Here is a 22,852-nt window from a genome sequence, read left to right as displayed (position 1 = left end):
AGCAAATGACACATTTTATTAAAGGCCAGTGGCAAACTGGCAAGGGTCATGATGTGACCTCTAGCAACCCAGCAAATGGCGAAATCATTTGGCGTGGCCAAACGGCGACTGCTGATCAAGTCAATGCCGCCGTCGATGCTGCCCGTGAAGCTCAGTTCGATTGGTTTATGTTAGGTTTTGATGCGCGTCTAAAGATTGTCGAAGCCTATCGCAGCCAACTCGAAGCGAATAAAGCCGAATTAGCCGAAACGATTGCTCAGGAAACTGGTAAACCTCAATGGGAAACGGCGACAGAAGTCGCTGCCATGATTGGTAAGATTGGCCTGTCGGCAACGGCTTATAATAAGCGCACCGGCACTGAGGCCAATGATACGCCAGCAGGGCGCGCGGTATTGCGCCATAAGCCACACGGTGTGGTTGCTGTGTTTGGGCCTTATAACTTCCCTGGGCATTTACCCAATGGTCATATAGTGCCAGCGCTGCTCGCGGGCAATACCGTGGTGTTTAAGCCCTCAGAGTTAACCCCAAAAGTGGCCGAGTTGATGGTCTCTCTTTGGGAAAAGGCGGGTCTGCCCGCGGGTGTTATCAACTTAGTGCAAGGCGAAGTCGATACGGGTAAGGCGCTGGCGTCGCACCCACAACTCGACGGCCTGTTCTTTACCGGCAGCTCTCGCACTGGTCACCTGTTGCATCAACAATATGCGGGTCATCCGGGTAAGATCCTCGCCTTAGAAATGGGCGGTAATAACCCGCTGATTATTAAAGGTGTCGCCGATATTAAAGCGGCTGTGCACGATATTCTGCAATCGGCCTATATTTCATCTGGCCAGCGTTGTACCTGCGCCCGCAGGCTCTATGTTGAGCAAGGCGAGCAGGGCGATGCTTTAGTGGCCAAGTTGGTTGAAGCGGTGAAGCAGATTAAAGTCGGTCCTTGGAACGCGCAGCCACAGCCATTTATGGGCTCAATGATTTCCGAAGCTGCGGCGAAAGGTATGGTTGCGGCGCAGGCTAACCTACAGAACTTAGGCGGTGTCTCACTGGTTGAACTCACTCACCTGCAAGCGGGAACAGGCTTAGTCTCACCCGGGCTTATCGATGTGACTGCGGTGAGCGAGTTACCCGATGAAGAATACTTCGGACCACTGCTGCAATTAGTACGCTACAGCGATTTTGACCAAGCGATTAAGCTGGCTAACCAAACCCGTTATGGCTTATCCGCGGGGATCTTGGCCGATAGCCGTGATGATTATGAGTATTTCCTCGCCCGCATTCGTGCGGGTATTGTGAATTGGAACAAGCAGATCACTGGTGCTTCTGGCGCAGCCCCCTTTGGCGGCGTAGGCGCTTCGGGTAACCACAGGGCGAGTGCATTTTATGCCGCCGACTATTGTGCTTACCCTGTTGCCTCCGTTGAGGCGGATGCGGTGAGTTTACCCGCAAGCTTAAGCCCAGGGTTAAGTTTAGAGTGACATCATTGAGGAAGAACCTAGGTTCTTCCTTTTTCATAGCAAGCAGTAACGTTACTTGGGCTGCTACTGAGCGCCGTTGTGCAGCAAGTGGCTAGGGTCGTTACATTGAGTGCGAGCGGCAAAACAATACGCACTATAGTCGCAGCACAATAAAAGGAGTTTTTTATGCACACAGATATCAATGCGTTATTTGCCGCTCTCTGGCAAGACTATATTCAAATGACCCCATCTGCGGCCAAGGTGCACGAGCTACTCGGACACGGTAAGCCGATTATCAACGACCATATCGCCCTGCGTACTTTTAACATCGCTAAGGTGAATTTAGCCGTATTGGCCGAGCACTTTACCTCTTTAGGTTATGTGGCTTGTGGTGACTATAAGTTTGAACAGAAAAAACTGGTGGCTAAGCATTTTGAGCACCCAGATGCGACTCAGCCAAAGGTGTTTATTTCTGAGTTATTGGTGGAAGAATTTAGCCCATCGCTGCAAAGCACTATCCAAGGTTTGATTGCCCAAGTGGATGAAGAGGCGACTAAAGCGGATAACTTTATCTATTCGGGTCGCCATTGGACGCTGGATGCTAAGACCTATGAGACGCTGCTCGAAGAGAGCGAATATGCGGCTTGGGTTGCGGCCTTTGGCTACCGTGCCAACCATTTTACAGTCTCTATCAATCACCTCGAGGGCTTCGAGACATTAGAGTCTGTGAACAATGCGCTTAAGCAAGCGGGCTTTGTGCTCAATAGTTCAGGTGGCGAGATCAAAGGTTCGCCAGAGGTGTTACTGGAACAATCATCGACCATGGCCGATAAAATCGCAGTGGCATTTAGCGATGCAACGGTTGAGATCCCAAGCTGCTTCTATGAATTTGCCCTGCGTTATCCCAAGGCGAATGGCGAGCTGTACACTGGGTTTGTGGCTGCATCAGCCGATAAGATTTTTGAGAGCACCAACGCGAAAAAGGCCTAATGAATTAAGGCGATTTGCTGACTCATCTCAAACAAAAACGCCATCGTTCGATGGCGTTTTTATTGGTAGCACTTAGAGCACATAGCTTAACACTTGTTCGCTAAGCACGCTTAACTAAATACCAGCTCAATGCTGAGGCCAGATAAGTGGCTGCTGTGCTTAAATTTAAGCTCAATGCCATATTGCTCGGCAATTTCTTTTACTATCGATAACCCTAGGCCATGACCCATCACAGATTCATCGAGGCGCGTGCCCCTTTGGGTGAGTTTATCGAGTTCGTCGTCGGCAACGCCAGGGCCATCATCATCTATGCTGAGGCAGAGTTTGTTTTGTTCCTTCCATAGTTTTACTGTGACTTGGCTGCCCGCCCATTTAAAGGCGTTATCGAGCAGATTTCCTAAGAGCTCCATACCATCTTCCCTATGGATGGGCAGGCGCTGGATACTAGGATCAAGCTCAAAGTCGCAGTTGATGTTTTTACTTCTATGCACTTTGTTGAGGGTATTGGCGAGGCTGTGAAGATCCCTCGGTACCACTAACTGTGCGGCAGGTAACATATCGCCGGTGATCCGCGCCGCTGCAAGTTTACGCTCGACCATTTTATGGATAGCGTCGAGCTGCTGTTGCAGCGCCATGGCGGTATCGGGATCTTTCAGCCCTAAGGCTTCAACTTGTTGTTGCATCACCGCCAGCGGGGTTTTCAGCCCATGGCTTAAGTTGCCTAAGTTGTTGCGACTACGCTCAATTTGCTTGGCGGTGTATTCCAATAATTCGTTGTAGGTCTTCGCCAGCGGTTGCACTTCAGGCGGAATGTTATTCAGCTCTAAGGCGTTAATCTCGCCTTCTTGTAGGCGGGAGAGTGCATGTTGGATCTGTTTTACCGGTTTAAAGGATTGACGCAGGATCAAGAAGATCCCCGCGATCATGGCCACCAACATGGCGAGGTTAATCCCAAGCTTAGTGCCATAGACCTCACTAAACACGCGTCGGCCGATACTCAAATCCTGCGCTACTGTAAGTGTCGCGGTGACATTGGCGCTGCTGGAGTTAAGTCCTAGGGATAATAGCTGCATATCATTGTTTTTCGGACCTTTTGCCTGCCATACGCGGGTCTGGTTTGGCGCTAAAGGTTCGATATCGAGCTGCATGTCCCACAGGGAGCGGGAGCGGATCACTTCATTGGGCAGGTTGAGCTGGAAATAACGGCCCGAATAGGCAGGGCGATAGAAGCTTGACAGTTGGCTCTGATCGATATGGATCTCCCCATTATTGATATGGGTCGCCAACATGATGTGCTCAAGATCTTCTTCTAAGCGGTTGATAATGGAGTCGTGAAACGCTTGGCGCAGCATGGACTCAAACAATATGAGTCCAATCACTGTGCCTAACACCAATAAGCCCGTTAACCATAAACTGAGCTTAGTGCGAATGGAGATCATGCAGTCAGGCCGTGGAAGATATAACCTTGGCCGCGGCGGGTTTCAATCGCGGTTTTACCGAGTTTCTTACGTAGGTGAGTCACGTAAACTTCAACTACGTTACTCTCTTTCTCATCGTCAAACTGATAGAGCTTGTCCGTCAGTTGTGCCTTGGATAACAGCTTCTTAGGCGACATGAGGAAGATCTTTAACAGCCTGAACTCCATTGCGGTCAATTCATACAAGTGCTCGCCAACGCTGACTGTCTGCTCCGCCTCATCTAAGGTGACGCCACCATAGCTCAACTGTTTACTTGGATTATTTAACCGACCGTGTGCACGGTGAATAAGCGCTTGGATACGCGCGAGTAGTTCCTGTGCATGGAAGGGTTTACCTAAATAATCATCGGCGCCGGCATTAAAGCCTTCGACCTTTTCATGCCATTGGCTGCGAGCGGTAAGCATAATAACCGGTGTGCTAATACCTTGATTACGCCAGCCTTCGAGTAATTCCAGTCCATTACCGTCGGGAAGGCCAATATCTAAAATCACGCAATCGTATTGGGTTTCTTTTACTAGGTAATCGGCTTCAAGCGCTTTGTCAGTAATATCGGTAACGTAGCCAGCCTGTTTGAGTTGCTTCTCCAGTTCGGAGACCAACATAGGGTTATCTTCAACGAGTAGCAGTTTCATGTTTTCGACATTCGCTCGGTAGTGCGGTGGAGTGTTCAAGTTGACCATTGGTGGCATCAATACTCAGATTCACTATTTGGCCGCGTTGCACTTTGATTTGTAAATCATAGCGCCATTTATGATCTTCTTGATAGAGATGCGCGTCAATTAGTTCGCCTTGGCAGAATTGATTCACCACAGCAAGGGTGCCATTGAGTGATAAAATTTGTCCAGAGTTGACTAAAGCCTTGGCTTGATAATGTTCTAATTCAATCGGTTCGGCGTGAATTATTGTTGGATGCACCAGCGTAAACAGACTGAAAAAACCGATAAATAACAGCCGTTTCATTTATGCTCCCCAATAAAAAATGGCCTAGATTTTATGCTAGGCCACTTTAATGAAACAGGCTTAAATCAAGCTGAAGTCTATCTTAACGGGTACCATATACCACAATGGTTTTACCGTGTGCTTGGATCAAATTCTGCTCTTCAAGCATCTTTAAGATACGACCCACAGTTTCGCGGGAGCAACCGACGATCTGACCAATTTCTTGGCGAGTGATCTTAATTTGCATGCCGTCAGGGTGAGTCATGGCATCGGGTTGCTTAGCTAAGTGCAACAATGTTTGGGCAATACGGCCCGCCACATCGAGGAACGCTAAATTACCCACTTTCTGGCTAGTGCTTTGTAGGCGATACGCCATTTGAGCCGATAGCTTCATCAGAATTTCGGGGTTAACTTGGATTAATTGCTTGAACTTCTTATAAGAGATTTCAGCAATTTCACATGCTTGTTTTGCGCGAACCCAAGCAGTACGTTCAGCTTGTTCTTCGAACAATCCTAACTCACCGATAAAGTCGCCTTGATTAAGATAAGAAAGGATCATCTCCTTACCTTCTTCATCTTTAATCAATACCGCTACAGAACCTTTTACGATGTAATAAAGGGTATCTGAGTCTTCACCAGCATGGATCAAGGTGCTTTTAGCGGGATACTTATGAATGTGACAGTGTGATAAAAACCATTCCAAAGTTGGGTCCGGTTTTGGCTTACCAATCAGAGCCATGTCGATGTTCCTCGATTGATTAAAACGAAAGTAAGAATATTCTAAATAAGCATTTTACGTCAATTACACTCATAAAAACTTGATACACCTCTTAGTTTAGAATGAGTGAATAAATGCAATTAACCACCTAAAATTAGAGCTTATTTTGCTACTTTAGTGATATTAGTCAACTAAATCGGTGCCAAACTCACTGGATTCACTTAACTCTGTAGAGTTAATCACATCTTATAAACGCATTTAAGGGTTTTTGTGAAGAAAATAACCTCAATATCGACGAATAAATAGGGGAAGTGGAATTATTGAGGGGCTTTATGGCTATTTCTATTTAATATGGGTTCGATTATGCCGATTTAGGCTCGACTTATGGGAATAATTCAGGCTAACTTGAAGACGCGGTTGTTTTTTGAAAGAGGTACAAGGTGAAATACAGGCAATGGGTTTTAGGCGCAGGATTCACTCTATCCCTAGGGATGAGTGCTGCCGCGCACGCATTTTCTATTCCACAGCCAGCTAGTGAAGTTGCGGCGAGTAAATTTGTGCATATTCAAGTTCAGGCGGAGCAGGGCGATGCCGACGCACAATTTTTACTAGGACTCATGTTTCTCTCTGGACGTTATGTACAGCAAGAAGTGCCAACCGGATTACATTGGATGACCCTTGCCGCTGAGCAGCAACACGAAAAGGCGCAGCAAACCTTAGCGGATCTCTCCTTTGAAGGGCAGTTAGTGAAGCGTGACTTAGCCGTGGCCGAACGTTGGTATAAGGACATGGGTGAGCGCGGTAATCGCTGGGCGCAATTTCGTTTAGGCTTTATTTATGCCTCGGGTGGCGATGGCATTGCGCGTAACTGCGGTAAAGCCGTAGAGCAATTTACTCGTGTTGGGGATGATATTGCCCTTGGCAATGTGGCGTGGATTCTCGCAACTTGCCCTGAGGCCGAATATCGCGATGGTAATAAAGCGCTCGAGTTATCTCTTAAGCTGCTTAAAGTGAATGAGAACGACCCCACCAACCTCGATAACTTAGCGGCTGCCTATGCCGAAGTCGGTGATTTTGGTGCCGCGGTATCGACCCAGCAAAAAGCGATAGCCGCTTTAAAGATGACGGCTGAAGCTACTAAGACCGACGAGTTTCAGCAGCGCCTGCACAGCTATGAACAAAAGCGCGCCTACCGTGAGACTTTGCGTTTACTCGATTAACTCCGTCGGCGTTCTCACCTTCCTATCAGCCCGAGCCATGCTCGGGCTGATTGTTTTTACAGATTATTTTTACGGATTGCTTCTGGTGCAATGTTTATTCGCGTGAGCGGATTAGGCTTATGCGAGCGGCCAAGAATGTAAGATTTGATACTCCACCCCGTGATTACCACTGGCGGAAAGATACAAATGCAGCTGCTCGGGGACGAGCGTGAGTTCAAGCATCGAAGCTTGGATGACTTTCTGCTGTACCAGCTCCTTAAGCGTTAGCTCACTGACCAAGATGCCTGACGGCTTTGCCTTTCTAAATAAGCTGATATGGGGCCGAAATGGATGCTCACTCCGATGCAACTGTAATTGCTGGGCTAAATCCTGTGCTTGAGATGCCAAGAGGGCTAACTCAGGACTGATGTTATCGCCCTTTAAACAACAAACCTGCGCTTTAGGCCATATGGCGATACTATCCAAGGTGACGCTAAATTGGGGTTTAGCTAGCTTATCGACGCCGTCGAGCAACAGTGCAACTTGAGTCGGATTGGCTAGCCCTAAAAAGGCGAGGGTTAAGTGCAAATTAGTGCGAGTCACAGGTTTGGCATTCGGCGCTATCTGTAATGCCAAGCTTTGTTGCAACAGTAGCAGTTGTTGCCTTTGTATGCTGGTGGGAGCAAATCCAAGAAACAGACGTTGTAACACTCTTTATCTCCTTCGCCTGCTCAAATGCCAAACATAAGCTATGCTTTTGTTTGGTAATGCAGAAAGTACTACTGGGGTGGTTGGCTATAGGCTTTCGATTACGTGAGTTTCTCCGCTGGAAGTGGAGAAATACTACCTTAAATGGAATTGTAGGTAAGGAAATCTTTTTTCATGTCAGATGGTTTAGCAAATCCCCTTCAACAGGCATTAGTGACGATTTTTAGTGAAACGCCACTAGAAACCCTAGAGCAAAATGTTGACCGAGCATTAGAGGCGATTACGCTTCAACTTCACTGCGACGGTGTGTTTGTTCTGACGGGGAGCTTATCCCTGGATCATCTGCGTACCCGTAATCTCTACTTAAAACCGCAATTTAGTCAAGGCCAGCAAACGCGTGTTTGGCCGCTTGCGCGTATGCCATTTTTTCGATCTCTGGTTAGAAATCCAAAGCTGTTGAATCTTTCCGATGTGAATACATTGCCGCCGGAGGCTCAGGCGGAGCGAGCGTTATTAAGGGATTGGGATGTTAAAAGTTTACTCGTGTTACCTCCAGTGGTGTTTGGCGAAACCCGTATTGCCCTTGGTGCCGTCAATTGCTCTGAGTGTTGTGAATGGAGTGAGGCGTTTATTCAAGAGTTTCAACATGCAGCTGTGATGATTGGCTCTGCTATGGAGTTAACGCGCATCGCCCACGATATGTTAGCGAGTGAAAATAAATACCGTGAAGTCTTTAATCAACTGCCCTTAGCCTGCGCCTTACTCGATAAACAGAATCAACTGACCATGCTCAATAAAGTGGCGTTGCAAACCCTTCCAGCACAACATGGTTATGATTTATTCGATATGGTGCGTGAAGAAGAACATGCCATGTTAACCGATACACTGCATATGGTGCGTGAGGGCGTATTAGGGCAAGCCTGGTGCGAGTTACCATTGAAATCGCTCCATCAATTAGTTTGGTTGAGGCTCAGTTTTAGCCAAATTCACGGCGATAAAGACACCTTAGTGATGATCGCGGAGGATGTCAGCGAAAAATATCGCCTGGCCGATGAACTGTCTTTCCATGCTAATTATGACGCCCTTACGGGGTTACCCAATCGGCTGCATTTTGAGGCATTGCTCGAAAATCTGTTGCACGCCAAGGACGATATGCCCACCTGTGTTGCCTTTATCGATGTCGATCAATTCCAGGTGATTAACAATATAAGCGGCCATCAAGCGGGTGATAAGCTATTGTGCCAGTTGGCATTACGTCTTAAACAACTGGTACGTAAGGGCGATATTGTTGCCCGTCTCGGCGGTGATGAGTTTGGGATTTTAATGCATTATTGCAATGTGGATTCGGCGCAGCATATCGCTAAACGGATCTGCACTCAGTTAGCGACCCATGAGTTTATTTGGGAAAACCGTTGTCATAATGTCAGCGTGAGTATGGGAATCGCTAAACTCGATAAGTCAGCCTCAGATATTTATACAGTGATGAGTCATGCCGATGCCGCTTGTCGCCTCGCGAAGGATAAAGGGCGTAATGGTTGGCATTTATATAGTGCTAAAGATCCTAAAATGACTCGTCTCTATACCGAGATGATGGCATCAGTCGATATTGTTAGTGCGCTTGCACTCAATCAATTTGAGCTTTATTTTCAAAGTATTGCACCATTAAATAAACAGCAGTCTGGGTTACATCTAGAGGTGTTACTGCGCATGGTGCAACCCAATGGCACTATTGTTTCACCTGCGATTTTTTTGCCAGCTGCCGAGCGTTATAACTTAGCGGCAAAGGTGGACCTGTGGGTAATTGATAATCTACTTAAATGGGGAAGTAGCCATTTAGCAACATGGCAGCAACTGGGGCTTGTGTCGGTTAATCTATCGGCGACCTCATTGGGGGACAGCGAGTTTATGAATTGGCTTGAAATGCGGCTGATGACCGAACCTGAGCTGGTGGATAAACTTTGCATCGAAATTACCGAAACCGCCGCGGTTAGCCAATTAGATCAAGCTACTAAATTGATTGAAGTGCTGAGGCCATTAAACTGCCAACTCGCGCTGGATGACTTTGGGGCGGGATTCTCAAGCTTTGCCTATCTTAAACGCTTAAACGTGGACTATGTCAAAATCGACGGCCAGTTTGTGATTAACCTGTGTGAGGATGAGGCCGACCAAGCCATTATTAAAGCCATTTGTCAGCTCGGACAAGATATGGGGTTCGATGTCGTGGCGGAGTTTGTCGAATCGGCAGAAATTGGTTTGAAATTAAAAAGCTTAGGCGTGGACTATGCCCAAGGTTATGCCATCAACAAACCTGCACCACTCCTATCATTAACCTCGGGATTAGCGGATCCTTGGCTTGTTTAAGTGTGGATGTTTTTCATTATTTGCAATTCTTAAAATGTAAGTGATTAATTTATCAATATTAATCCGATTGTGACCCGCCGCAATTTGGGCTGCGACAGATTGTCGCGCCCAGCCGAGTTTTGATTGCGCTTCCTTCGCCAGTAACAACAATACCCCCACAAAAATCATTAAAAACAATATGTAGGGGAATGTCATGCTGTATCAACCTATCAAATTAGCCGTTATTTTAGCGGGTGTTTTGGGCACTGCTGCGCCTCAACTGGCTTGGTCTGCTGAGGCGGCCGATTGTGGTGAAAACCAAAAATGTAAAGATTATCTGCTAGTTACCGCCGATGTAATGCGTCAACCCGTACACTTAGTGAGCGATCCTAAACAGAACCGTTTGCCATTGCCTGCCTATGATGGTTCGGGATTTTTACGTTCGATCCCCGGATTTAACATCACGCGCAAAGGCGGCTCAGGTGGCGATCCTATGTTTAGGGGGCTGGGCGGTTCGCGTCTAAACATAGTCGATGATGGTCAGCATGTGTATGGCGCCTGCGGTGGACGTATGGATCCGCCCACCAATTATATTTATCCCGAAACCTACGATCAGATAACGGTAATTAAAGGCCCGCAGACGGTGAAATATGGCCCCGTCGGCACCGCGGGCACAATTCTGTTTGAGAAAAACCGCCATCGTTTTAATCAAGCGGATCTTGAAGGGCGTGCCAGTGCGACGGCTGGCAGTTTCGATAGACGAGATGCCATGGTGGAGTTGAATGCAGGCGATAAGAATTACTACCTAGATTTTGATATTAATCAATCGAGTAGTGATCATTATCAGGATGGCAATGGCAATAAGGTGCAATCCAGTTATGACCGTCAAAACGCCAATCTTGCCCTGGGTTGGACGCCAACAGAGCGCACTGTGGTGGAGTTAACCTACGGAGAGTCGAGCGGTGAGGCAGAGTATGCCGACAGATTAAATAAGGCTCGCCAAATTGATAACCGTGATGCGGCGTTACTGATCCAACATGAGTTTGAGTCGAGCTGGCTGACCGCAGTCGAGTTACAGGCCTTTAGTAACAAAAACGACCATATAATGGACCGATTTGATGAAGGGGTGAATTCTGGCTCGAATGTGCGCCGGATGACCGACGGTGGTCATCTTTGGTTTGATTTGACCCCGCTCGATGCCCTCGAATTAACACTGGGGCTGGATTATATGTCTAGCGCGCATGATGGCCGCAGTATGGCGCCCGGCGATGTTGGTTTAGACGACTTACTCAATAAGCCGTTTAAGGAAGATATGCGCTATAAAAACTACGCGCTGTTTGCCGAATCCCGCTATGGCTTTGATAACCAAGGTTTAGGCAATAGTAGCTTGCACGCTGGATTGAGGGTCGATCGCTGGGATGGCGAATTGTTAATCGCCCAGCAGGGTGAGCGGGAGGATACCCTCTACAGCGGTTATGTGCGTTATGAATATCAACTCGATGCTCACCAATATTATGCAGGCTTTGGCTCGGCGCAGCGCATGCCGGATTATTGGGAGATCATGAAGGCCAGTGCCGATAATCCCGCACAAAAAGCCTTTGATCTTAAAGCTGAAACGACCAATCAATTTGATATAGGCTGGATTTATCAGGGGCCTGTGGAGGCTTCAGTTTCACTCTTCTATGGTGAGATTAATGACTATATTCTGATTGATTCGACCAGCAATACCACAGTAGCGCGTAATATCGATGCCAGCTTATTCGGTGGCGAAGCAAGCCTAGACTATGCGCTTAATGAGCAGTGGTCGAGCCAACTCACGGTGAGTTATACCCATGGTGAAAACGATACGGACAAGGTCGCGCTTGGGCAAATATCACCGTTAGAGGCCAGATTAACCGTTAACTATCAATGGCAAGCTTGGACAATGGCGGCGCAGTGGCGTGTGGTGGCCGCGCAAGACCGTTACACCTTAGGCCATGGCAACATCGTGGGCCAAGATTTAGGCCCAAGTAGCGGCTTTGGTACGCTGGCACTGAATGCATCTTGGTCATACAGCAAGGATTTATCCTTTATCTTTGGTGTCGAAAACCTGTTTGATGCAACCTACGCTGAACATGTGAGTAAGGCGGGCACGGGTAACGATCTGCCGGGTAGTGAGACCATGTTTAGGGTCAACGAGCCGGGGCGTAATCTCTGGGCTAAGCTGACCTATCAGTTCTAACTCGGCTTATTTGTACTATTGGCGCCCCGAGAGCCTTGCTGTCGGGGCGATGCTATTTTTAGCAAGGCAATGCCAAACAAAACAGCCACGTATCAAAGCTAAGGCCGCGGGAGGGACACTGCCTAAGGCCTATGTTAAACTGCCCCATCATTTTTCCCCTGTTGATACTGTTGCATTGAACAATCTACCCATTCATTCCTTATTGCCATCCCTGCGCGATGCCTTTGCGAAACATGCGCAAGTTATCCTCGAGGCACCCACAGGCGCGGGTAAATCGACCGCATTGCCCTTAGCCATGCTGGATTGGCCTGAGATTTCTGGGCGGATTTTAATGCTGGAACCTAGGCGTGTAGCCGCCCGCAGTGTGGCGCAATTTATCGCCAGTTGTCGGCAACAGACGGTGGGGCAAGAGGTAGGTTATCGCGTGCGTGGCGAGTCAAAGGTGAGTGGTGAGACTCGGCTTGAGATCGTTACCGAAGGGATTTTAACTCGCATGATCCAGCAAGATCCTGAATTAAAAGGCATTGAGATGATCATTTTTGATGAGAACCACGAGCGGCATTTGACCACAGATCTTGGTTTAGCCCTCGCTCTCGAAGTGCAAAGCTCACTGCGGGATGACTTAAAAATCCTCGCCATGTCGGCAACCTTATCTGGCCTAACATTAGCCGAGTTGATGCCCGATGCCGCACTGCTACAGAGTGAAGGGCGCAGTTTCCCTGTCGACATTCGCTATCGCCCGGTTGCCGGACAGCAGCATTGGCTCGACCATCTTAGCCGCGTTGTGCTCGATGCCGCAACATCACTAAGTCATAACGGTCCGCAGGATATTCTGGTGTTTTTACCGGGTAAGGCTGAAATTCTTAGAGTGGCGCAGTATCTGGAAGAGCGCCTCGATAGCAGCCGAGTGGCGGTGTGCCCACTCTATGGCGAGCTATCGGCACAGGAACAGGATAGGGCGATAAAGGCCGACAGCAGCAGGCGCAAAATTGTGCTCTCCACCAACGTGGCCGAGTCGAGCCTGACTATCGAGGGTATTGGCCTAGTTATCGACAGCGGTTATAAACGCCAAGCGAGTTTTAACCCTAAAACTGGGGTCACGCGCTTAAGCCTTAAGCGTATCAGCCAAGCCTCGGCTACCCAGCGTGCTGGCCGTGCGGGGCGTTTGGCGGCGGGCGAGTGTATCCGATTATGGGGCCAAGAAGAGCATCAACGTCTGCTCAAGGCCGATGAGCCCGAAATCAGCCAAGCTGATTTAGTCGCCATGGCCCATGACTGTGCCTACTGGGGCGCGAAATCCTTCAGCGACTTACTGTTATTGACTGCGCCGCCGACGGTAAATGAGGCATTAGCTTGGCAACTGCTTCAGCGTTTAGGTATGGTCGATGCACAAAACAAGCTGACTTTGCATGGCAAAGTGGCCTATGAGTTGGGGTGTCATCCGCGCCTTGCCCATATGTTATTGGTGGCCAAATTTCGCGATGAACATCAACTGGCTGCCTTAGCCTGTTTACTGGCGGGGATTTTAGAGGCGCGGGGATTACCGCGCAAAGGCGCCGATATTATGAATTATCTGCACTTTGCCACCCAAGGCAGTGCGGGGCAGCAGGCCAAACAATGGCTTAAAAAGCTGGCGCTAGATAAGCAATTCTCTCAGGCCGATTTAGTGGCCATCGCCTCCCATGCCCATCATCAGGATGTTGGTTTGCTGTTGGCGCTGGCTTATCCCGACCGGATTGCCAAATCCCGTGGCGTTGAGGGTTATCAATTGGCCAATGGAACGGGTGTGGTGCTTAGCGGCGAAGATGCTTTAGCGCAAACGCCTTGGCTGGTGGTGGCGGATTTTCAAGAAACCGAAGGTAAGAATGCCGGGCGGATTTATCTCGCCAGTCCATTATCGCCAAGTCTGTTCGATAAGGAATTGGCCGAGCTGGTGGAGCGCCATGACCAATGTGGCTGGGATGAAACTAAAGGCCGCGCGGTGGCTGAACGTCAAATGAAAGTCGGGCAGATATTGCTGAAATCCGAGACGATTGCTAACCCCAATCGAGCGCAAATTGTGGCGGCATTGCTGAGTTACATTCGCCAGCAGGGGTTACAAATCCTCAATTGGCACGATAACTTAGCGCAGTTTCAAGCGAGGTTAAAGTTAGCGCGTGAGTTAGATCCGAATGGCGATTGGCCGGATATGAGCGACACCACGCTGCTGGCAAACCTTGAAACATGGCTGGCGCCTTACCTCGAAAATGTGAATAATCTGCCGCAATTACAAAAACTCGATTGCTTTAGTTTAGTGATGAATCAATTGAGTTGGTCGCAGCAGCAGGCGCTCGATGCACTGTTGCCGACCTCATGGCCTTTAGCCACGGGCACCTTTGCGCCCATAGTGTATGAGACCTCGGGTCGCGCCTTACTGCGGGTTCGCTTGCAGGAAACCTTTGGTATGGCTGACAGCCCGCTATTAGCCCAAGGTAAGCTGAAGGTGACGATGGAGCTGCTGTCACCGGCGCAGCGCCCCTTGGCTCTGACGGCAGATCTCGCCAGTTTTTGGCAAGGGCCCTATATGGACGTGAAAAAAGAAATGCGTGGGCGTTATCCTAAACACCTGTGGCCGGACGACCCTGCCAATACCCAGCCCACAAAATTTACCAAGAAGAAAACCTTAGGTTTATCTCAGTCATAGCCTTTAGACTGCTTTGATTTACAACCTTGTGTTGTGCCTGTGACTGATGCCGTTAACGCATAAATGATGAAGTAGATATGACAACTAAGACGACAAAAAAAGCGAAAGCGCAGCGCAGCCGTGGCCTGTTTGGGCACATTTGGTCGCTCACTTGGAAGCTCGCCTTAATCGGCCTCGCCGTTGTGACCTTCTACGGTATTTACCTCGACCAAATTATCGCCCGTAAGTTTGAGGGGCAAAAATGGCACTTACCCGCACAAGTATTTAGCCGCTCCATGGCGTTATACCCAGGCGCTGCCGTGAGTCATCCGCAGTTGATGGCCGAGTTAAAGCTACTTGGTTATCGCAAAGTCGCCAATCCCCGCGAGGTAGGTGAGTTCTCTGCATCGAGCACCAAAATCGAATTATGGCGTCGTCCCTTTTTGCATCCTGAAGGTGATCAGCCTGAGCAGCGAGTGATGATCACCTTCGATAGTGAAGGCGTCAGCTCTATTGCGCGCATGGAAGATAAGCGCCAGTTGGCGGTTTTCCATTTAGAACCTGTATTGCTCGACCGCATGATCACCGGTGACGGCGAAGATAGGCTCTTTGTCTCTACCGAAGATATGCCCAAACATATTGTGCAGGCGCTATTGCTGGTGGAAGACCGCAGTTTTTACGAGCACCACGGGGTGAATCCGTTTGCTATTCTGCGTGCCGCCTTTGTGAACATCAGCGCGGGTCGTACCGTACAGGGCGGCTCGACACTGACCCAGCAGTTGGCGAAAAACTTTTTCCTTTCGAGCGAGCGCTCATTGCTGCGTAAAGTTCGCGAAGCCTTAATGGCGGTGATTATCGATTTTCGCTACAGCAAGGAAGAAATTCTCGAAGCTTACCTTAACGAAGTGTATATGGGGCAAGATAAATCCCGCGCCGTGCATGGGATGGGGCTGGCTTCGCAATTCTATTTTGGTCGTCCCATCGGTGAGTTAACCACGGCGCAACAAGCCTTTTTAGTAGCGGCGATTAAGGGGCCATCTTACTACAACCCATGGCGTTACCCTGAGCGCAGCTTAGAGCGCCGCGATTTAGTGCTGCGGTTATTGATGGAGTCGGGTGAGCTGACTACCGCGCAATATAAGGTTGCAGTGGAATCGCCCTTAGGTTTGCGTAATGCCAATAAGCCTGTGCATCAAAAATTACCTGCGTTTTATGCCTTGGTTAAACAAGAGCTTAACGAGCGCTACGGCGATGCATTATTAAAGCAATCTGGGGTGAAGATTTACACCACTCTTGATCCTATGGCGCAGGAGGCCGCCGAAATCGCCGTGACTCAAACCTTTAAGAGCTTAGATAAGGGCAATAAGTCGTTGCAGATAGGTATGGTGGTCACCGACAAATACACTGGCGGTATCGCGGCCATGGTGGGTGATAAGACGCCGGGCTTTGACGGCTATAACCGCGCGGTAGAGATCCGCAGGCCCATAGGCTCGCTTATCAAGCCATTTGTGTATGCGACCGCCTTGGCGCCGAATAGTAAATTTACCTTGGCATCGCCACTCAAAGATCAGCCGATTACCCTAAAGAATGAACAGGGCAAAACCTGGTCACCGCAGAACTTTGATAAGAAGTTTAGCGGCCAGGTCTCGTTATTAACGGCGCTGAAAAAATCGATGAACGTGCCGACGGTCAACCTCGGGATTGCCGTTGGAGTCGATGCGGTGGCAACCACGCTGGCCAAATCGGGTTGGGAAGAACCACTTAACGAGTACCCGTCTATGCTACTGGGCGCGGTGAATGGCTCACCCTTAATGGTGGCGCAGGTTTATCAAACCCTCGCCGATAGCGGCGCTTATCGTAAACTCACCACAGTCACCGCTGTGCTCGATAGTGATAATCAGCCTTTGCCCGTAACGCGTTCAGCCAAGGAGCAAGCGATTACGCCTGATACTGACTTTTTGGTGCAATATGCCATGCAGCAAGTGGTGCGCTCGGGTACAGCAACGCGCTTAGGAAATGCCTTCCCTGGTGTGGCGCTGGCGGGTAAAACTGGTACCAGTAACGATAGCCGCGATTCTTGGTTCGCCGGTTTTGATGAGCGTAACGTGGCGGCGATTTGGGTCGGTCGCGACGATAACGGTAAAACCAGTCTTTATGGCAGCAGCGGGGCGATGGCGGTATACCAAGCCTTCTTGAAGGAGCGACCACCCATTGGGCTGCGTTCTATTCCGCCATCGGGTGTGATCCAAGGCTATTTTGACCGAGATACGGGCGAAGCCAAGGAAGCGGGATGCAGTAATACTGAGGCATTACCCGCCCTGAGAGGCACTTATAATCCAGCTAAAAACTGCGGCGAGCCGTTGCAGTGGTGGCAGAAGATTTTAGGTCAGTAACACTTATTCTTAATAGGTAAAGCGATAACGGCGGTGTTACTTAATTGCACCGCTGTTTTTGATAAAGAGAGTACAAGATGTTTAAAACCGCAGCCGCAGTGCATATCCTTGTTAAACACAAAGAGCAGGCGGAAGATATTATTAAGCAATTAAATAAAGGCGCGAATTTTGGCGCGTTAGCCAAGCGCTATTCCTCATGCCCGTCGGCGAAAAAGGGCGGCGATCTCGGTGAATTCAAACGTGGGCAAATGGTGCCGCAGTTCGATAAAGTCGCTTTTTCCGGTGAGCTACTGGTGCCACATCTCGTTAAAACCAAGTTTGGTTGGCATGTGGTGAAGGTGTTGTATCGCACTTAAGCAGGTTGCGTTGATTGAGTCAATAAGCTGACCTATCGACGCATTAAACTGCATTTCAACACCAATCTAAACGCTTATTTTCAAAAAATAGTTAACTGTGCGCGTTTCCTGTGTTTCCACGGGATAAACGCGCAAATGCAAGAATAAGACGTTAGCTTCTGGTATGTGTAAATGGATTTAAAACAAACAAATTTGCAGAGCATTCTCGACAGGCTCTATAAGACTGCGTTGACATTACTCCTCCCACAATTAGGATTACTCACCATAGTTGGTTCAAAAAGTGATCAATATACTTTTTTACTGATGTTTATTGTTTTTCTAGCGGTGAATATTTTAATTCCCCTATGGTTACTCCTCTTCAACACTGGCAAATCAAAAATTGATTCATTTTCAATCACAATAGACGACCAGAACATTCTTGTTTCGACCTATGATGAAGTCCAAAAGATAAATAAAGCTTCATATTGTGGCTATAAAGTTACCTCGCAGTATCCAAAGCAAATACAACTATTAGAGGCTAACGGCGAACATATAGAGTTTAGTTACTACGCTTTAAATAAAGAGCAAAGGAACAGCTTGTTTGATTATTTGGAACCTGCGAAAGCTAACAATCTTATCTAGTCTCTCCCTTCGAACGCAGGGATAAAATATAGGGCTGCTTGGCGATTATGGCTCATATTCTTATCCCTAAGCGGGGTCATTTAACTCGGACAAGTTGTAGATAAACCTAAAGTACATTATGTTGTTGATTTAAAATGGGTGGCTAGATTTATACTGCAAAGTTGTGGCTTAAGAATGGTGGGTATGTCAGCTAACAATTCACAGCAGGCGCGACGGCCCTTACGGGCCGCGGCCTGAGCTCAAACGTTTAACTGTAAAAGCAAACTATGGAAGAAACCGAGAAAATCAAAATGCTAGCTGATGCGGTGAGCATCGCTAAGAAAATATTGGCGGGTGATATTGATTCTAACCTTGGTTGTGCCAAGCTCGGAGAAATCAACCGTGATCTTGATTGGCCAACTGAGCTGGCAGCATTTGGTCTTCTTGCACACGAACAATACGACCATGAGAACATAGGCATCAAAGCAGAAAACTGCGTTACGGAAATTATCGATGAATGCACCAAGCTGGTTGCCAGTCACAGTTAACAAAGGCTGGCGCGGCGACGGCTTTTCCGTTGTGGCTTCGCCTTCACTACAAAGCCGCGCATGCTGCGGGCGTTAGGCTGGTGCATAAATATAATGTTTCATGAAAATATAGAATGGTATAAAAGCAAAGGCGCTGACGACTCTGAAATTAACCAATTGCAGAGCGCAATAAACTTTGAACTCCCAGAGGCGTACATAAATTTGCTTCGTTTCTCCAACGGTGGCGAGGCATCGCTAAGGGTTCAGCCTTTATACTTTGTACTGGACTCTATTCAAGACGCTCTAAGCTATTTTGAATCTGATGCATCTAAGGCTTTTTCTGGGTATTTCATTTTCGGTGGCAACGGCGGCGGTGAGTTGCTTGCAATTGAACAGCAAACTAGCGCGGTAGTATGTATTGATTCATGTAATTCAAATACTGAAGAAGTTATTCGTATAGCTAGTACATTTGACGAATTTTTAAGTTATATTGAATAAGCCAAAGCCTAACAAGGCGTTGCAATGCGCGCCTTCGGAGAGCAAATCTGGACACCCATCCTTAATCGTGCTGCTGAGACCATTCATCATTCTGTGTCAGATTACCCTCTACTTTTAATCGCGGTTAACAATGGCTGGTTTATCAAACAATTGACCACTACAAGCGCGTGAGTTTGAGGCAATGCTAAAGCTGTTTTAGTGTGCTAACCGATTGAAATAATAAAAATCCCTGCTTAGCAGGGATTTTTGCTTTAGCTTATACCGCAATAGCGCGGCTGATTAACGTAAATCTACCTGAAGGGCTACACCTGCACTCTGGCCTTCACTTTGGAGCGTAATGTAATACCAGCCAGCACTGGGATTATTGACCTTGATTTACTCCGTAGTGCTGCCAGCGTTTGTTGAGGCGGCTTCATATTGCTGGGCATTGGCCCAGCTGCGACCCGAGTAAAGGCTGACATCTCCAGTTCCGTGGGCCGAGCGTACTTCTAATTGGCTTGTTCCTTCGGGAACCCACAGGTAATAGTCATTACGGCCATTGGCACTACAGACGGCATCACCCGGCGTGAGTTGGGTATAGCTCACGGGTGATTTAGTCGCACAGGCATTGGCAATTTGATTAGGAACGCTACTGCCACCACCGGCTTTAAGGTTGAAGGTCACGCCACTAAATTCACTCGTGGTATCAACAGTGATATATCGCCAGCCACGGTTTGCCGTAAAGCTAAAGGACTCTTTGTTGCCTGGATTTACACTGCTGGCTTGGGCATTGCTCGCGCTTGCCCAAGTATTGGCATTAAAGTAAATATTGGCATCGCCTGTTCCCCCGCTTGTGCTGACACTAAATTGGCTGTTGTCAGCATCGACCCAGAAATAAAAGCTATTACGGCCGCCGCTAATACATTCATCTTTTCCGAGGGTTAGCTTGCCGTAATTGATGGTTGCGGCACCGCAATTGCTGGGTACTTCACCACCAGTATCGCCGCCATCACCTAAGTCGGGATCGGTATCGGCAACTAACTCAGTGGTACTCACCAGCATATCAACACCACCAAAATCCCCTTCTAGGGTGATATAGTGCCAATACTCATTCGGGTTTAGGCTCACTTTGATCACTTGGTAATTACCATTGCCGATGCCATAGCCCTGATTTTTTTCAGCACTTGCCCATCCCCTTGAATCGTAATAAATGTCGGCATCACCCCAACCACCGCCAATTTTGATCCAAATATCCTGAGCCGAGCGGTCAGTATTGGCAAAGCTAAAGCTGGCTCGGCCCTGTTTGGCGTCAATACACTCCATGGGAACCTCAAGACTGAGGCTGGCAGACTCGCTGTAGCGGTATGCTTCGTTACTGACTTGACAGGGTGAGTAATCCTTGCTGATGGTACCAGTCGGGCCTTCCCAGTTGCCTTCGCGACCACTGGCATTAGCCTGTTCATCACTTGGGCCTTTATCGACAATACCGTTGTTGGCGGTGCTTAAACCACTGGTGAGCCAGCCGCGCCATTCGTTGTCATAGCGGGTGCCAATGGAATCCATAAATGCTTGATATTCAGCATATTGGTTATTACGCAGGAAGGTTAAGATCTGGCGAACATCATCGCGGTGATTTTCAAACATGAAGCGTACGGCGAGGTAACCCCAACGGTAGATGCGGTCTTGGCCAGAGTCATAGGTGTTTTTAAAGATGGTTGAGAGCATATACTCGCCCGTTTCACCCATGGCGATGGCAGCGGGGTTGGCATCTCGGTATGAAATATATTCCGCTAATCCTTCAATCCACCAAATTGTGTTGGCGGATACGCTGCGGCTGAAGTCGCCAAACAGGTTGTAGCGACCATCAAGGTAATGCACGTATTCATGCTGTAAGTTCCACACATGAAAATCTGGGCGACGCCATTCGGCCTCATAGGCAATAAAGCGCGCTTGGTCTTTAAGTCCTGCGGGAGAGCCTTCTAAATACATGCCGCCATTGTTGGTATTGATCCCAAAAATGCTGTTGGCAAGGGATTGATATTCTGACGAGCTGCCAAAAATCACCAGCTCTAAATCATCATTGTTATCCTGTGCGACCGCCTGCATTCCCGTTTCGAGTATCGTGTGGAAATGGCTTTCTTGCTGATTTAATACTCCGCATGCCCATTTTGCTTGATCTTGGTAAAGATCTTGGGCGCGGATCTTGAGACTGTCGGAGCATTTCCAATTAAACGGTAAGCTATCGGCGGCCAATTGCGCCTTGAAACCGCAGATCTGATAAGCATTGCAGTTGCTGCGATCGTAGTAATCTGCCATCTCGGCAGCTGCAAACCACAGCACTTTACTGGGATCATTTTTGCTGGTGCTATTTAAGATATTTTTGACCAATTGGGTCACTTTGGGGCGCATGGCATCAATGTAGTACAGTCTAGATAACTCTCTGACAGCATTGACTAAAACATATTCAGCATTGGTGCCGAGTAAGTCCCTATGGTTAAGTTGGAACTGGTTGAGCGCATCTAAAATGGCATGATCTCGGGCAAACAGTGCCTGCATGTCAGTATTCCACTGGGCGCGGAATAAGGTGGTAAACACGGTATTGGCGGCCGCATTCAGCGCAAAGCTGGCTTGCCATGTGCTGTTGTAGTCATTAAGCACTTTGAGGGTGACAAAGTTAAAATCAGCCCCCAGTTCAGCGGAATCAATCAGGATCAGTGCTTCTTTGAGCACGCTGGCATTGGCATCGGAGAGTGTCCAAATGGCGTTATTGGCAAAGAGAGCATTAAGCGCTGATTTTAAATTGTTTTTTACCGCGCTGCTGTAGGCGGGTACGTCGCTAGGATTATAAAACTGCACATAAAGCGCGGCGCGCACAAAGTAAATATGTGACTCAATGCCTTGGTTATCCACGCCAGTGTATTGGGGCGCCTTGGCCGCAATCGCATTAGCAACTGTGGATACATTCGCTTCACTAAATACGCTGCTTGCGTCACTTCCCTTGAGATTAAATAGCTTACCGACACACTGTGGCGTGGACTGCGTTAGCTCATCTAACAGGGCTTGGCCCGATTTACCAACAAAGTTACTACAGTCGGCATTGGCGGCAAAGCGGCTGACTTTTGATCTCGGAGAGTTCTCGAGCAACGCCTGCTGTTGTGCAGAATGTGCATCGAGGTACTCAGAGTGTGTCGGCTCGTTAGGGGAGGCTATCAAGCTGTTACTGGGTAATAACGGCCGATGGCTGGCATCAAAATTGAGTGGCGCTGACGGCGAAGCTATTGGTGCTAAAGTACTGGGGATTGCAGCGTGTTGGTCTGATACTAAATGGTTATGGGCGAACGAAGGTGTTGCAATGGCTAAGCTAATAGCCGCGAAAAGTAGCGTCTGTTTCATGGTGTTTCCATCATTATTTTATCTGCAAAGCAGATCTTCCTTGGGCGTTATCCGATGTATTACAGCAATTAACCTCGGACCTCATTGGTCTAACTGAATTTAACGCTTATCTAATTCAGTTAGCGCCGAAATATCATGGTGTAAATTGCATAAAATATCCAATATAAATCGTTAAAAATTTACAAATATTTTACATTGAGTGCATCAATCTGTTTTTATTGTGTTTTTCAAGTTGAATGGTCATGTGACCAATAAAGATTGGTAATCTAGAGCGCAATTGTTTTAATGTTGCTTCGCTTGAACTTGGTTGCAGGCTTCCCTTTGTTGACTCGTTAACTGTCAGCAAGAGCATTTACCTGTTAATAGGTTTGAACCTGCGTAGTGCCGATATGAGCCTGAAATC

Annotated in this window: 16 protein-coding genes and 1 pseudogene; 11 read left to right on the top strand and 6 right to left on the bottom strand. The window is 48.2% G+C overall.

Translation table 11 applies throughout. From position 1 onward, the window contains the following. Positions 1 to 5 precede the first annotated feature (5 nt). Both astD and SHD_RS19870 read left to right on the top strand, forming a co-directional pair. Positions 6 to 1,469, top strand: coding sequence for a succinylglutamate-semialdehyde dehydrogenase (gene astD / locus SHD_RS19875; protein ID WP_023268778.1), 1,464 nt, complete (start codon positions 6 to 8; stop codon positions 1,467 to 1,469). Between the two features lie 165 nt (positions 1,470 to 1,634). Continuing rightward, a complete protein-coding gene (locus SHD_RS19870) occupies positions 1,635 to 2,438 on the top strand; it encodes a DUF1338 domain-containing protein (protein WP_023268777.1) in 804 nt (267 codons plus the stop codon). A gap of 110 nt (positions 2,439 to 2,548) precedes the next feature. Here SHD_RS19870 and SHD_RS19865 read toward each other — a convergent pair whose 3' ends face one another. The 4 genes from SHD_RS19865 to crp all read right to left on the bottom strand — a co-directional run bounded on the left by SHD_RS19865 (position 2,549) and on the right by crp (position 5,594). Then, positions 2,549 to 3,877, bottom strand: a complete 1,329-nt coding sequence (locus SHD_RS19865; RefSeq protein ID WP_023268776.1) for an ATP-binding protein — start codon at positions 3,875 to 3,877, stop codon at positions 2,549 to 2,551. Next, positions 3,874 to 4,548, bottom strand: coding sequence for a response regulator transcription factor (locus tag SHD_RS19860; protein ID WP_011715803.1), 675 nt, complete (start codon positions 4,546 to 4,548; stop codon positions 3,874 to 3,876). The genes SHD_RS19865 and SHD_RS19860 overlap by 4 nt, the downstream gene beginning before the upstream one ends. Continuing rightward, positions 4,529 to 4,876, bottom strand: a complete 348-nt coding sequence (locus tag SHD_RS19855; RefSeq protein WP_023268775.1) for a PepSY domain-containing protein — start codon at positions 4,874 to 4,876, stop codon at positions 4,529 to 4,531. Before SHD_RS19855 ends, SHD_RS19860 begins: the two co-directional genes overlap by 20 nt. An 82-nt stretch (positions 4,877 to 4,958) precedes the next feature. Further along, positions 4,959 to 5,594, bottom strand: a complete 636-nt coding sequence (gene crp, locus SHD_RS19850) for a cAMP-activated global transcriptional regulator CRP (RefSeq protein ID WP_011070954.1) — start codon at positions 5,592 to 5,594, stop codon at positions 4,959 to 4,961. A gap of 419 nt (positions 5,595 to 6,013) precedes the next feature. Here crp and SHD_RS19845 point away from each other — a divergent pair, with 419 nt between their 5' ends. Then, positions 6,014 to 6,793, top strand: a complete 780-nt coding sequence (locus SHD_RS19845) for a tetratricopeptide repeat protein (protein WP_039978780.1) — start codon at positions 6,014 to 6,016, stop codon at positions 6,791 to 6,793. 117 nt (positions 6,794 to 6,910) lie between these two features. On the opposite strand, the gene thpR is transcribed toward SHD_RS19845, so the two are convergent. Beyond that, positions 6,911 to 7,483, bottom strand: coding sequence for an RNA 2',3'-cyclic phosphodiesterase (gene thpR / locus SHD_RS19840; protein WP_023268773.1), 573 nt, complete (start codon positions 7,481 to 7,483; stop codon positions 6,911 to 6,913). Positions 7,484 to 7,654: 171 nt separating this feature from the next. Between thpR and SHD_RS19835 the strand changes: the two genes are divergently transcribed. From SHD_RS19835 to SHD_RS19795, 8 genes are all read left to right on the top strand, one after another. Continuing rightward, positions 7,655 to 9,841 (top strand): putative bifunctional diguanylate cyclase/phosphodiesterase, encoded by a 2,187-nt coding sequence (locus SHD_RS19835; protein WP_023268772.1) that lies wholly within the window; start codon positions 7,655 to 7,657, stop codon positions 9,839 to 9,841. A 193-nt stretch (positions 9,842 to 10,034) separates the two neighbouring features. Continuing rightward, positions 10,035 to 12,041 carry a TonB-dependent copper receptor gene (locus SHD_RS19825; protein WP_023268770.1) on the top strand — a complete coding sequence of 669 codons (2,007 nt, stop codon included), beginning with the start codon at positions 10,035 to 10,037 and terminating at the stop codon, positions 12,039 to 12,041. Positions 12,042 to 12,216: 175 nt separating this feature from the next. After that, positions 12,217 to 14,724, top strand: coding sequence for an ATP-dependent helicase HrpB (gene hrpB, locus SHD_RS19820; protein ID WP_039978980.1), 2,508 nt, complete (start codon positions 12,217 to 12,219; stop codon positions 14,722 to 14,724). 77 nt (positions 14,725 to 14,801) lie between these two features. Then, positions 14,802 to 17,096 (top strand): penicillin-binding protein 1B, encoded by a 2,295-nt coding sequence (gene mrcB, locus SHD_RS19815; RefSeq protein WP_023268768.1) that lies wholly within the window; start codon positions 14,802 to 14,804, stop codon positions 17,094 to 17,096. Positions 17,097 to 17,173: 77 nt separating this feature from the next. Further along, positions 17,174 to 17,452 (top strand): peptidylprolyl isomerase, encoded by a 279-nt coding sequence (locus tag SHD_RS19810; protein WP_023268767.1) that lies wholly within the window; start codon positions 17,174 to 17,176, stop codon positions 17,450 to 17,452. 171 nt (positions 17,453 to 17,623) lie between these two features. After that, positions 17,624 to 18,073: a hypothetical protein gene (locus SHD_RS19805; RefSeq protein ID WP_023268766.1), complete on the top strand. Its 450-nt coding sequence runs from the start codon at positions 17,624 to 17,626 to the stop codon at positions 18,071 to 18,073. Between the two features lie 266 nt (positions 18,074 to 18,339). Then, the gene (locus SHD_RS19800; protein ID WP_023268765.1) at positions 18,340 to 18,600 is read left to right on the top strand and encodes a hypothetical protein; all 261 of its coding nucleotides are present in this window, start codon (positions 18,340 to 18,342) and stop codon (positions 18,598 to 18,600) included. A 93-nt stretch (positions 18,601 to 18,693) separates the two neighbouring features. Next, positions 18,694 to 19,077, top strand: coding sequence for an SMI1/KNR4 family protein (locus tag SHD_RS19795; protein WP_023268764.1), 384 nt, complete (start codon positions 18,694 to 18,696; stop codon positions 19,075 to 19,077). Positions 19,078 to 19,356: 279 nt separating this feature from the next. Here SHD_RS19795 and SHD_RS19790 read toward each other — a convergent pair. Further along, a pseudogene (locus tag SHD_RS19790) lies at positions 19,357 to 22,449 on the bottom strand (M9 family metallopeptidase). Positions 22,450 to 22,852 lie beyond the last annotated feature (403 nt).

Origin of the sequence: Shewanella decolorationis S12, assembly GCF_000485795.1 — a bacterium.
Classification (GTDB): domain Bacteria; phylum Pseudomonadota; class Gammaproteobacteria; order Enterobacterales; family Shewanellaceae; genus Shewanella; species Shewanella decolorationis.
The sequence above is the reverse complement of the archived record's forward strand: the minus strand, read 5'-3'. Positions and strand labels throughout refer to the sequence as shown.